Annotated in this window: 14 protein-coding genes and 2 pseudogenes; 10 read left to right on the plus strand and 6 right to left on the minus strand. The window is 67.0% G+C overall.

Going from position 1 to position 12,684, the window contains the following annotated elements; all coding sequences use genetic code 11:
- The coding region (locus JNW87_RS25075) for a hypothetical protein (RefSeq protein WP_238454510.1) at positions 1-200 on the plus strand (200 nt) is incomplete at its 5' end.
- Between the two features lie 314 nt (positions 201-514).
- On the opposite strand, the gene JNW87_RS25080 is transcribed toward JNW87_RS25075, so the two are convergent.
- The 3 genes from JNW87_RS25080 to JNW87_RS39745 form a co-directional block, all read right to left on the minus strand.
- Positions 515-904 carry a hypothetical protein gene (locus JNW87_RS25080; protein ID WP_109805557.1) on the minus strand — a complete coding sequence of 130 codons (390 nt, stop codon included), beginning with the start codon at positions 902-904 and terminating at the stop codon, positions 515-517.
- A 111-nt stretch (positions 905-1,015) separates the two neighbouring features.
- Positions 1,016-1,672: a hypothetical protein gene (locus JNW87_RS39740; RefSeq protein ID WP_255420256.1), complete on the minus strand. Its 657-nt coding sequence runs from the start codon at positions 1,670-1,672 to the stop codon at positions 1,016-1,018.
- Positions 1,673-1,713: 41 nt separating this feature from the next.
- Positions 1,714-2,049: a hypothetical protein gene (locus JNW87_RS39745; RefSeq protein WP_255420255.1), complete on the minus strand. Its 336-nt coding sequence runs from the start codon at positions 2,047-2,049 to the stop codon at positions 1,714-1,716.
- Between the two features lie 871 nt (positions 2,050-2,920).
- On the opposite strand from JNW87_RS39745, the gene JNW87_RS25090 reads away from it, so the two are divergent.
- From JNW87_RS25090 to JNW87_RS25100, 3 genes are all read left to right on the plus strand, one after another.
- Positions 2,921-4,402 (plus strand): lysophospholipase, encoded by a 1,482-nt coding sequence (locus tag JNW87_RS25090; protein ID WP_146231284.1) that lies wholly within the window; start codon positions 2,921-2,923, stop codon positions 4,400-4,402.
- 435 nt (positions 4,403-4,837) lie between these two features.
- Positions 4,838-5,503 carry a hypothetical protein gene (locus tag JNW87_RS25095; protein ID WP_238454511.1) on the plus strand — a complete coding sequence of 222 codons (666 nt, stop codon included), beginning with the start codon at positions 4,838-4,840 and terminating at the stop codon, positions 5,501-5,503.
- 48 nt (positions 5,504-5,551) lie between these two features.
- Positions 5,552-5,962: a DUF4440 domain-containing protein gene (locus tag JNW87_RS25100; protein WP_109803527.1), complete on the plus strand. Its 411-nt coding sequence runs from the start codon at positions 5,552-5,554 to the stop codon at positions 5,960-5,962.
- A 247-nt stretch (positions 5,963-6,209) separates the two neighbouring features.
- Here the strand turns inward: JNW87_RS25100 and JNW87_RS25105 are convergent.
- The 3 genes and pseudogenes from JNW87_RS25105 to JNW87_RS25115 form a co-directional block, all read right to left on the minus strand.
- Positions 6,210-6,894: pseudogene (locus JNW87_RS25105) on the minus strand (IS6 family transposase).
- A 342-nt stretch (positions 6,895-7,236) separates the two neighbouring features.
- Positions 7,237-7,956, minus strand: a pseudogene (locus JNW87_RS25110) (IS6 family transposase).
- A 135-nt stretch (positions 7,957-8,091) separates the two neighbouring features.
- Positions 8,092-8,727, minus strand: coding sequence for a TetR/AcrR family transcriptional regulator (locus JNW87_RS25115; RefSeq protein ID WP_109803526.1), 636 nt, complete (start codon positions 8,725-8,727; stop codon positions 8,092-8,094).
- A 136-nt stretch (positions 8,728-8,863) separates the two neighbouring features.
- Here JNW87_RS25115 and JNW87_RS25120 point away from each other — a divergent pair, with 136 nt between their 5' ends.
- The 6 genes from JNW87_RS25120 to JNW87_RS25145 all read left to right on the plus strand — a co-directional run bounded on the left by JNW87_RS25120 (position 8,864) and on the right by JNW87_RS25145 (position 12,382).
- Positions 8,864-9,484 (plus strand): carboxymuconolactone decarboxylase family protein, encoded by a 621-nt coding sequence (locus JNW87_RS25120; protein ID WP_201749804.1) that lies wholly within the window; start codon positions 8,864-8,866, stop codon positions 9,482-9,484.
- Positions 9,471-10,292, plus strand: a complete 822-nt coding sequence (locus JNW87_RS25125; RefSeq protein ID WP_109803525.1) for an isocitrate lyase/phosphoenolpyruvate mutase family protein — start codon at positions 9,471-9,473, stop codon at positions 10,290-10,292. Before JNW87_RS25120 ends, JNW87_RS25125 begins: the two co-directional genes overlap by 14 nt.
- A gap of 61 nt (positions 10,293-10,353) precedes the next feature.
- The gene (locus JNW87_RS25130; RefSeq protein WP_074311759.1) at positions 10,354-11,001 is read left to right on the plus strand and encodes a nitroreductase family protein; all 648 of its coding nucleotides are present in this window, start codon (positions 10,354-10,356) and stop codon (positions 10,999-11,001) included.
- A gap of 45 nt (positions 11,002-11,046) precedes the next feature.
- Positions 11,047-11,340, plus strand: a complete 294-nt coding sequence (locus JNW87_RS25135) for an MmcQ/YjbR family DNA-binding protein (protein ID WP_201749803.1) — start codon at positions 11,047-11,049, stop codon at positions 11,338-11,340.
- 131 nt (positions 11,341-11,471) lie between these two features.
- A complete protein-coding gene (locus tag JNW87_RS25140; protein WP_238454512.1) occupies positions 11,472-11,780 on the plus strand; it encodes an alcohol dehydrogenase catalytic domain-containing protein in 309 nt (102 codons plus the stop codon).
- 167 nt (positions 11,781-11,947) lie between these two features.
- On the plus strand, positions 11,948-12,382 hold the full coding sequence (locus tag JNW87_RS25145; protein WP_238454513.1) for a zinc-binding dehydrogenase: 435 nt from the start codon (positions 11,948-11,950) through the stop codon (positions 12,380-12,382).
- The last annotated feature ends 302 nt before the right edge of the window (positions 12,383-12,684 follow it).

Here is a 12,684-nt window from a genome sequence, read left to right on the forward strand (position 1 = left end):
GGGACGTCACTTTCCGTGAAGATCTCCACCAAGCCCGGACCGGCACCGGACCCGCCGTCCTCGCGACCCTGCGTAACACCTCGATCGGCTACCACCGCAGCAACGGCGAGGCCAACATCGCCCGCGCCACCCGCCGCGCCAACCGCCGCCCCCACGACCTCATTACCGCCGTGACCAGCAGCATCCCGACAACGCAATGACCCTGCCCGCCGGGCGAATGCCCACCGACACCATCGACGGTGGCCGCCTAGGAAGCATCCTGTCAACGGTGAGTAGTCACCTTGTCACTGATCCGACAGGCAAACGCTGAGCTAATGGACCCCGGCAGCGCGCACGCCATACACAGCAGCAGCGTCGCCTTCGGGGCGCGGACCGCGACGAGGCGCTGGTTCGGGCCGATCCACACGTCCGCGCCGCAGTCCACGCACGGGGCCAGGCTGTGGTCGACCGTCGGCACGAACGGCGCCCATGCCCTCCAGCAGCTCGTTCACGTTCGTCGGCGGGCACGCCAACATCATCCGCTTCTCGCTCCATCACGCCTCTTTCTGCTCGACGACCGCCTCGGCGACCACCGTGGCGTCCGCGTCGACCGCACACCCGGCCCGGCGACGTCGCCGCCCGACGCGCGCACCTCCGCAATCCGCTCGAACACCTGTCTACCGAAGCCCAGCCGCTCCACCGACGGCGCCACCACCAGGTCGGCCAAGCCCTCGTCGACGTCGGCGAAAGCCGCCCGCCAGCCCATCGCGCCGACGTGTTCGCCGACCACCTCGTAGCCCTGCTCGGCGCACCAGCGCTGCGCCGCCTTGGTCAGCTCCTCGATTGGGCCCGGACTCCGCACAGCACCCCACGGCAGAGCAGCACCGCCCGCCGCCGCGCCCAGCGCCACGCTGCCGTATCCCACCGCGCGTGCTGGTAGAGCCGGGTCAGGTCCGGCCCCTAGCCCTCCATGTCCGGGGCGCACCACGACCAGGCGACGGCGCCCTTCTGTAGTGGCAAAAGGGGGTGAGGTCAGTCAGGCGATGCGCGCGTAGTCGGAGAAGAGGTCTTCGCCTTCGTCGAGGATCAGGGGCACGTCGTACACCGACAGGTCCGGCCTGGGCCGCGCGTACCGGACGCGGTGACGCCACCGGTCGTGCTCGTAGGCCGTGTCCACCTGAATCTCGGCCACCACGGTTGGCTCGACCTGGGCGTAGCGCAGCGGCTCCGGCCGTTCGAACTGGCCGGACCAGGCAGCCGGCAGCGGATCGGGCCAGAGATGGATGACAACAGGGCGGTCGGTTGGGCGTGGCGGGGACAGCAGTCCCGCCAGCTCCTGGCGCTGGGGCGCGGCCAGCGGGTGCGTGCGGCCGGTGTAGCGCAGCCGACCGCGCCGGTCGAATCGGCCGAGGAGAAGTGTGTCGGGGTTGCCGATGCTGCCGGTGACGCCGCCGATGATCGCCTCCCTGGTGGCACGGGCCCGGAACTTCGCCCACCCTCGCCGGGCAAGCTCATACCGGTTGTCCAGCCGCTTGATCACAACCCCTTCGACGCCGGCCGCGGTCCAGGTGGTCAGCCATTCACTGACCTCGACCAGGTCGGCGCTTTGCGGGGTGACCGCCAACTGCGGCGGGGCGCCGGCGAGCAGCCGCACCAGCCGGGCACGCCGCTCGACCAGCGGCGCATCGAGCACCGGCTCCCCGCCAACGTCGACGAGAAGGTCAAAAGGCGACGTTAGTAGGCCGGGTGCTCGCGGGCTTCGCGCAGCAGCTGTCGGCCGGCGGTGACCCGCCGCTGCAGCAGGGCGAAGTTCGTCCGCCCGCGCTCCCAGACGACCAGTTCCCCGTCGAGCACCGCACCGGGCGGGACGATGGCCCGCACGGCCCGCGTGATGTCCGGGAAGTACGGCGTCAGATTCCTGCCGGCCCGCGACTGCAGGTAGACGTCCGAGGCTCCGCGGAAGGCCAGCGCCCGCCACCCGTCCCACTTCGGTTCATAGATCAAATTCGGACTCTCGGGCACGGAGTCGACCGGCGCGGCCAGCATCGGGGCGACAGGCCGGCGTAGCACGGGCCCACCTGGCGACGTCTCCCACCGCCGGGCCGTGCTCACTCCCTCCAGCCCCATCCGTCCAGGCCGCGAGCGCCGCTCATGTACGTCCCTCCCCCCGCCATCGTCGGGCAGCGGGAGCGGACCCGGGGCGCAGATCAGGCACAACGAATGAATGGGATCTGCCGCATTACGAGTCGGTTCCCCGGCGCTGGTCCACCGCCTGCTCCTCTTGCCCAACGTTTGGCAGGCGGGCCTTCACTATGGACACCTGGACGGTCGCGTGACAAGATCTCCGAGTGAGCTTGCGCTTGCATCACCGTGGAGGTTTGGTCGGCAATTTCCGCATTTTTGGCCCATGACGGTCGGAAACTAGAGAAGGCTATAAAATCAGGGCCTCCTCATTTTTGCCACGGATGTAGCATTTGGCCGCTGCCATCCTATCAGCCAGTTGATGGAAAGTTCGTGCGTTGACTTCTCATCGCGAAGCGAGCACCGTCAGTGGCGCGTTCAGAGTCGACAGAACTAGGCGGCCCGGGTAAAAGGACCCGAGAAGTAGAGACACGGTCGTTGACAACCGACCTGTGTCAACGCCCTTTCGCAGTTCTTGTCGACACAACCTTCCGTGGGATCCACAACCAGCGGGGGGCAGTGACCACCGATGCCGCTCGGCGCGTATCGCGACCCGATTTGCGGAAGCGGCACCGTTCCTTATCCAACGCAAAGTCCGCGTCTCAGGAACGTTCCGATGTGAAATCCCGCATGCTGGTCGCCGTCGCGGCCCTTTTCATCCTGCTCTGACGCGCCCGCGCCCCGCCCTCGCAATTAGGCCGGTGCGGCCAGGTGTCACGACTACGCGAACCGCGCGTAGCGCTCCCATTAAGGAGACCCCATGTCCAAATCAAAGCGAAGACTCAGAGGGGCGGCATTCACGGTCGTCGCAGTAACCGCGCTCGCTGGCGTACTCACTCCGCCGCCCTCCGCGTCGTCGGCCGCCGGCTGCGACAAGGCGCCGACCGGCGTGCAGGTCAGCGATCACTTCCTGCCGTTCACGGTCCCCGCCGGGCTGATGCCCGACCCGCAGTTCGACGGGCTCTCGGCCGAACTGCAGGTGCATCGCGTCCAGCCCGTCTACGCCAACGGCAAGTGCCACTCGGTGCCCAACCGGGCCGCGGTGCTGATCCACGGCCGCACCAACTACGGCCCGACCTCGTTCGACCTGCGACAACCCGCCCCCGAAGGCGGCGAGCTCAGCGTGCAGAAGGCGCTCGCCCGGGCAGGGATCGACACCTTCGCCCCCAACCTGCTCGGCTACGGCCGCTCGACGCGCTTCGCCCACGGCCTGGACGATCCGGGCAACGCAAGCCTGCCCGCCTACAACCCGGACGGCATCACCTGCTCGAACCCGGTGGGGTGCGATCGCACGCATGTCCCGGTCTTCCCCCTCAATCAGCAGGGGGCGGCGCAGGATCCGACGTTGTTCACCAATCCGCTCGGCGGACAGCTGCGGGCGCACTCGAGCCACGTCCGGTTCGCCCGTGTCGACACCTTCGTTCGCGACATCCGTCAGGTCATCGACGACGCCATCGCGCGGGCGCAGCCGTCGGACGGCAAGGTAACCCTGGTGGGCTACTCGGCTGGCGCGCAGTTCGTCGGCCGGACGCTATACGCGGGTAACCCGAACCCGCTCCTTCCCCACAGCGACCAGTACATCGCCAAGGTCAACCGTGTCGTGTTCGCGGCGTCGCTCTTCGGTTTCGACACCGAGGAGACGCCGCCGCCGGGCGGCAGCTTCGCTACCTTCCCGCTGCACGTCTTCGTCGGTGGCGGACCCGGGAACCTGCCGCCCGACCGCGAGGCGGCGTGCACCGGCCGTGTGGTCGCGGGCAGTCGGGACCAGGTCGCGGCGCAGAACCGGGAGGAGGATCCTGTGGGCGCCCAGTGGGGAGGGAACATCGCCGGGCACCCGACAGGCGTCGCCCGCAGTCCGGTTTTCTCCAGCTACGGCTGGAACACCGAAGTCGCAGCACAGCTGACCCCACCCACGCTCGTCATCCACGGTCTTGAGGACGCTCCGCCGACGTCGCCAGCGAACGCGGACGCCATCTACAACGCCGCCCAGATGACGAACAAGGTGCTGGTAAAGGTTGCGTGCGGAAGCCACACCTTCTTGTGGGAGGGCTGCTCCGGGACACGCTGCACCCCCACCTCAGGCACCCCCTACGGCGGCACCCCCGGTGCTCCCTGGGCTGGTCCCCATTCCACGTTCAAGGCGGCGTTGATCGAGTGGATCAAGAGTGGAACCTTCAACGGCGCCCCGCGCGGACAGTTCACCGTCAACGAGAGCGGGGTGGCGAGCGCCACCGGGCCCTGAGATCGGCTGCCGTTCGACGGTATGAAGAAGGCCCGGGTCACGATCGGCGATCAAGCCCGTGACCCGGGCCTTCCTATGGAGCGGCCCAACGGAATGGAACCGTCGGCCTACGCATTGCGAGTCCGTTCCCGTTACTGACTGCGCCCCGGTCCGCTCGGTATAGCCGAGCTCGATCCCGGACCCGCACACCCAGTCCACCCACGCTCGCCGGTCTGGCTGCTCGCCCGGCTGCCCGAGGGGCTTCTTGGCGCGAAGCTTTCTCGAACGCAGCGGGCGCCTGGCAGGTCCAACTCGCCGATCCCCCCGCCGGCAACCACCCCATCCGGGTCGGTGTCCTGTCGCCCCACCCCGTCACAGTCGAGGACCAGGTCGTCAAACTTCCTGACGCCGGCCTGCCAGCGGTACCCGGACGTCGACGGAACCACCCTCACCCGGATGGGCCGCGGCGCCCTTCAAGTCCACGTCGACGTCGGCAGCGGCCTGCGGCTGATCACCTGCCACCTCAAGTCAAAACTGCTGACCTACCCCGACAACCGCCGGTACCCGAAGAACGAAGACGAACGCGCCCGCGGCGCCGGATACGCCCTGCTGCGGCGGGCCGCCGAAGCCGTCGCCGTCCGCGTGCGGCTAAACAAGGTCATGACCGCCTCCGCCACCGGCGGCGAACCCGGAATGCCCACCATCGTCTGCGGGGACCTCAACGATGGACCCGACGCCGTCACCACCACCCTGCTCGCCGGCCCCGACGACGGAGATATCGACCGGCCCGACAAGGGCGACCCCGTAAGGCTGTACAACCTCGCCCCGCTCCTACCTCCCGGCCGGCCTACTCACGCATCTATCAAGGACGAGGCGAACTCATCGGTCACATCCTCGTCTCCCGCGACCTACGGCTACGCCTCGCCAGCGTCGACAGCCTCGTCGACGACATCGGCTCGATCACCCCATCCACCCAAACCCGACGCCCCGCCACCGTCCCCGACCACGCCCCCGTCATCGCCCGATTCCAAGCCCCCCACCCCAGCCGAAAACGGAACCATTGATCACCAAACGGCCTTGAGTTTAGGTCAGTGCCGCCTGGGTAGATCGACGGAGCGCTGAGTCGTAATCGCCGCATCGCAGTTCAACCAACACGAGCAGGAGGGCAAAATGTCGGAGTCCTATCCACTCGCCACTGAACCCGAAGGCGTCGTCGCGTCGCTGGTTGAGCGATTCAACTCCGGCAAGGTCAGCGCAATGATGGCCCAGTTCGAGCCGGGGGTCGTGTTCGTCGCGAGAGACGGGCGACCCGTCACTGATCCCACCGAGATCGCTGCCGAACTCCAGCGCGATATCAGTCTCGGTCTGCCGCTGGAGGCCAAGGCGCGCCATGTGTTCGTTGCCGGCGATATCGCCCAGATCGTGGTAGACTGGTCAATTGATGGCACAGGTCCCGACGGCGAGCACGTACACGTCGAAGGCTCGGCAAGTGATGTCGTGCGCCGCGGCGCGGATGGACGCTGGCGGTACCTGATCGACAATGCTCTTGGGACGGCGGTGCGATTGCGACAGCCCGCCTGACACGTGTGCGCCACGGCAGCTCCCGGCGATGGACCCACCCTTCAGCATGGCGTCGACGGTCACCGGCACGTGGTGAAACTGCCCGTATCACGGAAGGTTAGGTTTCCACGCTCAAGCCTCACGTAAACGGGCCGCCGGTTGGGTAATACCACCGCGCTTCATGTGGTCGAGATTTTGGACCTGAGCGCCCGAAGGTGCCGTTGCGTTGTGGGATCGACGGACGCGGTGAACCCGTGTCGGTTCGCGGTCAGATCGCCAGGGCGAGGGCGGCGAACGCCGCAGGCACGCGCGTTGCCGGCGGGGCGTCGACGGCGAGTTCGTAGTGTCCGCGGCGCAGGTTCTGCATGAACGCGTGTCCGGCGATGATGACCTGTGCTGTCTTGTCGGTTCGTAGCCCGCGGTCTCAACCGGTGTTTGAGCTGGCTGTGATCGGCTTCTATCGGGTTGTTCGCGTGTTGCTCGACGTGGTGCCATGCCTGCGGGATCAGCTCATCCAGCACGCCGGGGTAGACCGGCGCCGCATCCGTGACCACCTCGTTGGGCGTCACCTTCAGCGTGGACAGCGCGCGTCGGAAGAACCGCCGGGCCGCGTCGGCGTCGCGGCGGGTCGAGACCAGCACGTCGATGACCTGCCCGTACTGGTCGACCGCTCGGTACACGTACCGCCACACCCCGTTCACCTTGACGTACGTCTCATCAACGTGCCACCGGTCGCCCGGTGAGTGGCGGCAAAATCGGGCGGCGTCAGCCAGCAGCGGGGTGAACCGCTGCACCCACCGGACCACGGTGACGTGATCGACCTCGACGCCGCGTTCGACCAGCAGCTCCTCAACGTTCCGGTAGGACAGGTTGAAGCGCAGATACCAGCGCACCGCGACGACGATTACCTCCGGCGGGAACCGGAACCCGGCGAACGCCGACTTCGGAGGCAGCCACGGCCGAGAGCGGGTCAACGACTTCACTGCTCCAGCCTGCCTCGATCATGCCAACAGTCAACGCAACGGAGCCCGCTCTCCTGATTCCTATCCCGCGATAGGCGTCACGTGGTGACGGCGGTGACCACAGCACCAGGGGTGCATCCGACGTTATGAATCGGGGCTTGCGGGCAACCTCCAACGTCCACCGCTTCTCGGCCAGCCGCACGGCATAGTCTGGGACGGCCCGGAAGGCGAGGTCGCTGGCGTCCTCCTTCGTGACGCCTCCGCCCAACGCTGAGAGGCGTCGTTGCATTGTGGGACCGGGGACGGCGTTCAACCCGTGCCGGGTCCCGCCGCTCAGATCGCCTGTGCGAGTGCGGTGAACGCAACCGCGACCCGCGTAGCCGGCGGGGCGTCGACGGCGAGTTCGTAATGGCCGTGCCGAAGGTTCTGCATGAAGGCATGTCCGGCGATGATCACCTGCGCTGTCTGGTCCGTTCGCAGCCCTCGCATCGGCCTCAACCGATGTTTGAGCCGACTGTGATCAGCCTCGATCGGATTATTGGCGTACTGCTCGACGTGGTGCCACGCCCGCGGGATCAACTCGTCGAGGACGGCGGGGTAGACCCCGGCGGCGTCGGTGACCACCTCGGTGGGCTTGACCTTCAGCGTGGAAAGTGCCCGGCGCAAGAATTATCTCCGTGCGGCGTTGGCGTCACGGCGGGCTGAGACCAGTACGTCGATGACCTGCCCGTACTGGTCGACCGCCCGGTACACGTACCGCCAGACTCCGTTGACCTACGTAGGTCTCGTCGACGTGCCACCTGCCGCCTGGCGAATGCCGGCGGAACCGGGCGGCGTGGCCCAGCAGTGGGTGAACCGCTGCACCCACCGGAACACGGTGACGTGGTCGACCTCGACGCCGCGTTCGACCAGTAGCTCCTCAACGTCACGGTAGGACAGGTTGAACCGCAGATACCAGCGCACCGCGACCACGATAACCTCGGTCGGGAACCGGAAGCCAGCGAACGCTGACGTCGGCGGCAGCCACGAGCGTGGACGGGTCGATGACTTCATTGCTCAAGTCTGCCTCGATCTTGCCAACGCTCAATGCAACGGAGCCGCACGTCGCCCTCGGCATCGGTGTCAGGGATGCGCCGATGATGGACGGCCGATCTAGGGAACTCGAGCGGCGGATTCGGTTCCAGCTGCCTATGTGTCGTGTGGGATCGCGAAGGTCTCGATGTAGTCGAGAGCGGCTTCCAGGGCGTCCCTGAGGGGGGAGATGTCCCGGGCGACTTGTGCGAGGAGCATGCCGCCCTGGAACGCGGCGAGGAGCAGGCTCGCGAGCTGCTCGGGGTCGGCCTCGTTGCTCAGACGGCCCTGCCGCTGCAGGCGGAGGAGCGCGTCGCGGAAGATCTCTCGCCACTGGGCGAACGCATCCGCAAGCTCATCGTGAACGTCGAGGTCGGTCTTGATGATCTCGCTGGCGAGCGACCCGAGGCTGCAGCCTTCGTGGTAGGCGCGTTCATACCCGATATAGAACGCTGCCCACTTCCGAAACCCCTCGAGGCTCTCGAAGCCGTCGAACTGTTCGCTGTGATGGAGCCCGAGGACGCGTTCAGCCTGCCATTCGATCACCGCCAGGACGAGGCTCTCCTTGGTCGGGAAGTAGTGGTTGATCTGCGACCCGCTGACGCCGGCGGCGCGCCGGAGCTTGTCGTTGTTCGTGGCGTGGACGCCCTCGGCGTAGATGAGCGCGGCGGCGTGCTCCAGTATCCGGGCACGCGTCGCCTGCCCCTTCTCGGTGAGCTGGCGAGGCTCTGGCGCTGTCGTCGTGGACTTCATGATTCACATCTTAACCAAAGTGGGCTTGACAGCCCAGTCTTGCGTAGTGTTGTATCTAGGAAGTGGGCTACGCAGCCCAAAACTTGACCCAGGTCGGTTACCGACCACCACCCACATGGACCGGAGCGGATTTCGCATGCCACGCCTGAACGTTCTTCCTGCCGATGAGCCCTCCGCCGACGTGCGGAGCACGCTTGACCAGGTCGGCGCGCAGTTCGGCTTCGTACCGAACATGTTCACCATGCTCGCGTCGAACCCGACCGTCCTCGATCTCGTCATGACGGTGCAGACGAAGGCGAGCAGGCTCCTGGACGCGAGGACGCGCCACACGATCGCGCTGGCCGTGTCCGAAGCCGATGGCTGCGACTACTGCCTGGCGCTGCACACGGCCGGGTCCCTGAAGGGCGGCATGTCCGTGGAGGACATCGAGCTGGCGCGGGCGGGAAGCTCGGTCGATCCGAAGCGGGCTGCGGTGGCTCGCTTCGCCCAGCGGGTCATCGAGACGCGCGGACGGGTCAGTGATGCCGACCTCGCGGCCATCCAGGGGGTACACCGATCCGGAGATCTTGGCGATCGTCACGCTGGTCGTCCGGGCACTGCTGACCAACTACCTCAACAACGTCAACCTGACCGACGTCGACATCCCGGCCCCCGACCTCGCATGAGCGCTTACCAAACTCGCGAGAACAGCGGCCCGACCGGTCGAACCCTCGCCCTGATCGACCGCACCGGAAAGGAACGACATGCCCGGTTCTGAGCTCTATGAGAAGTTCATGGCACTGCACACCCGAGAAGGGGGCCTCGTCATGCCGAACGCCTGGGATGGCGTGTCGGCATTGGTCCTGGCGGATGCCGGCTTCGAGGCCATCGGCACGTCGTCGGCGGCCCTGGCGGCCGCGCTCGGCCGCATCGACGGACGCCACAGCATCACCCGCGACGAGCATCTCGACCACGCACAGCTGCTCGGCCGGCTCACGGGGTTGCCCGTCAACGGTGACTTCGAGGACGGCTACGGCGTCACCGCCGAGGACGTCGCCGTGACTGTGGACAGTGCCGTCGCGCACGCGCTGGCCGGCATCGGGATCGAGGACACCACCGGGAATCCCGATGACCCGATCCGCGACTTCGACGACGCGGTAGGCCGGGTTCGCAGTGCGGTCGCCGCGGCGAAGCGACGCATCGTCGTCACCGCTCGCACCGACAACTTCATCCAGGGGCGGCCTGACCTCGATGACACCATCCGACGGCTGACGGCCTTCGCCGAGGTCGGCGCCGACGTGCTCTACGCGCCGTTCCCGCCCGACCTCGAGTCCCTGGTCGCGATCGTCACCGCCGTCGCGCCGACACCCGTGAACGTTCTCATCTCACCGGCGGACCAGGTGCTGACCGTCTCTGAACTGCAGAAGGCCGGGGTCAAGCGCATCAGCCTGGGCCCTGCGCTCTACACGCATGCGATGGGTGCTCTCGAACAGGCGGCCACGGCGCTCAAGGCCGGCGACATCGCCTCGGCCACGACAGGCATCAGCTTCGACCGGGTGGGCGAACTCCTCGCCCGCAAACCCTAGCCGTATCCGACTTTCACCATCTACAACCCCTCAACTCATCACGCACAGAAAGCACGATGACATGGATCTCGACAAGCTCATGAGCAAGCACCTCAGCCGGTATTTCGACGGCAGCAAGACGATCCCGGATGAGACTCTTCAGCAGCTGCTGAGGTTCCTGCGCTCGGCTCCCACGTCGACGAACATCCAGCCGAATCACTTCTACGTCGTGTCCAGTCAGGAGGGCAAGGAGCGGCTGGCGGCCAACCTCGGCGAGCGGTTCCAGGACAACGCCGAGAAGATCCTCAACGCCTCGCACACCATCATCCTCACCACTCGGGCCGATGTGCCCGAGCACCACCTCGAAGCGGTGTTCGCCAAGGAGCGCGCCGACGGCCGGTTCGCAGATGAGGCTAAGCAGGAGCGGTGGGAATCGATGACCCGCGACTTCGTGAGCCTGCGCAAATACAGCTACAAGGACACCTACCACTGGATGGAGAAGCAGACTTACATGGTGATGGGTCTGACGATGATGGCAGCCGCCGAGCTCGGCGTCGAGGCCATGCCGCTCGAAGGCTTCGACCCGATCAGCGTGGACAAGGCCTTCAACATCCGCGCGACCGGATACACCACCACCGTGCTGCTCGCGCTCGGCTACCCCGACGAGGCGAAGCAGTACAAGACTCCGGTGTCGCGGTTCGAGCCCGAGCGTCTGTTCACCTTCGCCTGAGCGGCCCGGCCCGGGCGAACCGATCGCTAGAGGAGTTGATCAGCTATGGACGGACAGGAACTCCAGAAGGTCGCGAACGAGTACGCGACAGAGCTGCCGGACGTGACGTTCGAGCACCGTGTCGGCCCGAATTGGGAGCTGTACAAGGTGGGCGGCAAGGTCTTCATGCTCATGACCGACATGCCGGGACACCCCGTCGTGATCCTGAAGGCCGATCCGGACGAGGCCGTTGGGCTGCGCGAGCAGTACGCAGAGATCACGACCGGCTACCACATGGACAAGAAGCACTGGATCACGGCAGCAGGTGGGCCCAGCCTCGACGAGAACCTGGTGAAGTAACTCGTCACCGACTCCTACCGGCTCGTGGTCGACAAACTCCCGAAATCCAAGCGGCCCGTGGACCCGAGCACGAACCCGGCCGCCTGAAACCCGAAACACGCACGAACAGAATCAACACAGAAGGAAGAACCATGATCGGACTCGGTGTTCGAGCCGCCAACGGCGCTCTGGAGATCCTCGACCTTCCGAACCCCCGCCAGCCTGACGCGGGCGAGCTCGTCCTGGAGGTGGTCGCGGCAGGGATCGGGCCGTGGGACGCCCTGCTTCACACGGGCGGATGGGACGTCGGCCTCGTTCCGCCCGCAGCTCTGGGCGTCGAAGCCGTCGGCCGCGTCACCGCGACCGGCCCGGACGAGACCGAATTCCGCACGGGAGACCTCGTGCTGGTCCACGAGCGCCCCTGCCAGGCGGCAGCGGCACCTGGGCAGAGCGCGTCCTAGTCCGTTCCGCGCACGTCGCACGACTGCCCGAGAACCTGGCTCCGGAGATTGCGGCGGCACTCCCGGTCGCCGGGCTCACCGCCCAGCAGGCCCTCGACGAGCTCCACGTCGACGCCACCACCCGCCTGCTCGTCGTCGGAGCGTCCGGCCCCACCGCGTCACTGGCCGTGCAACTCGCCCACCTCCGGGGCGCCGACATCGTCGCCGGTGCCGGGCCGGCCCGCGCCGATCAGCTCCGCGCCCTCGGCGCCAGCGAGGTCATCGACACCCACGCTGACGGTTGGGCGCAGAAGAGCGATCGCCGATTCGACGCCGTCCTCATCGCCGCGACAGGCACCGCCGAGGACGCGATCGGACTGCTCACCGACGGAGGCCGCCTCACCTCCATCACCTCGGACGCACCCGACCCGATTCGCGGAATCACCACCTCGGACCTCTACGTGCAGCCCGACGGACGTGCACTCGGCGAACTCGCGGCACTCGCCGCCTCCGGCGAACTGAGATTTGACGTCCAGACGACACCAATCAAGGACGGCGCCGCGATCGCGGACCAGGTCGCGGGCGGCCGCTCTGGTGGGGTCAAGTACGTCCTCGAGTTCTGACGTCCGCGGTAGAAGGACGTTGCAGATCGTCCGAAATGATGGTGTTCGTGCGTCATGTGGGGCCAGCGCCTTCGTGACACACCGCCCTTCTCCCTGCCCCTGACCATCGACGGCGACCGCATCACCGGGCTACACGTTGCCCTTGCCGGAAACCTCGTCCGCCCAGGTCACGCGGCGTGTTCGTACTCGTGAAGGATGCCGCCCAGGCGTTCACGCCTACGTATGTCGAGGCGGGCGATCTGCCCTGGATCGGTGATCGCCCGAGGCAAGGGGTGCAGCGGTCGGGCGTTCGCGATGCCCTG

The sequence above is a fragment of the Micromonospora sp. ATA51 genome, assembly GCF_016802855.1.
Lineage (GTDB): Bacteria > Actinomycetota > Actinomycetes > Mycobacteriales > Micromonosporaceae > Micromonospora > Micromonospora sicca.

Excerpts from the sequence above, each read along its gene's own strand:
- JNW87_RS25090 (WP_146231284.1), top strand. The coding sequence starts at position 2,921 with ATGTCCAAATCAAAGCGAAGACTCAGAGGGGCGGCATTCACGGTCGTC.
- JNW87_RS25095 (WP_238454511.1), top strand. The coding sequence starts at position 4,838 with ATGGGCCGCGGCGCCCTTCAAGTCCACGTCGACGTCGGCAGCGGCCTG.
- JNW87_RS25100 (WP_109803527.1), top strand. The coding sequence starts at position 5,552 with ATGTCGGAGTCCTATCCACTCGCCACTGAACCCGAAGGCGTCGTCGCG.
- JNW87_RS25115 (WP_109803526.1), bottom strand. The coding sequence starts at position 8,727 with ATGAAGTCCACGACGACAGCGCCAGAGCCTCGCCAGCTCACCGAGAAG.
- JNW87_RS25120 (WP_201749804.1), top strand. The coding sequence starts at position 8,864 with ATGCCACGCCTGAACGTTCTTCCTGCCGATGAGCCCTCCGCCGACGTG.
- JNW87_RS25125 (WP_109803525.1), top strand. The coding sequence starts at position 9,471 with ATGCCCGGTTCTGAGCTCTATGAGAAGTTCATGGCACTGCACACCCGA.
- JNW87_RS25130 (WP_074311759.1), top strand. The coding sequence starts at position 10,354 with ATGGATCTCGACAAGCTCATGAGCAAGCACCTCAGCCGGTATTTCGAC.
- JNW87_RS25135 (WP_201749803.1), top strand. The coding sequence starts at position 11,047 with ATGGACGGACAGGAACTCCAGAAGGTCGCGAACGAGTACGCGACAGAG.
- JNW87_RS25140 (WP_238454512.1), top strand. The coding sequence starts at position 11,472 with ATGATCGGACTCGGTGTTCGAGCCGCCAACGGCGCTCTGGAGATCCTC.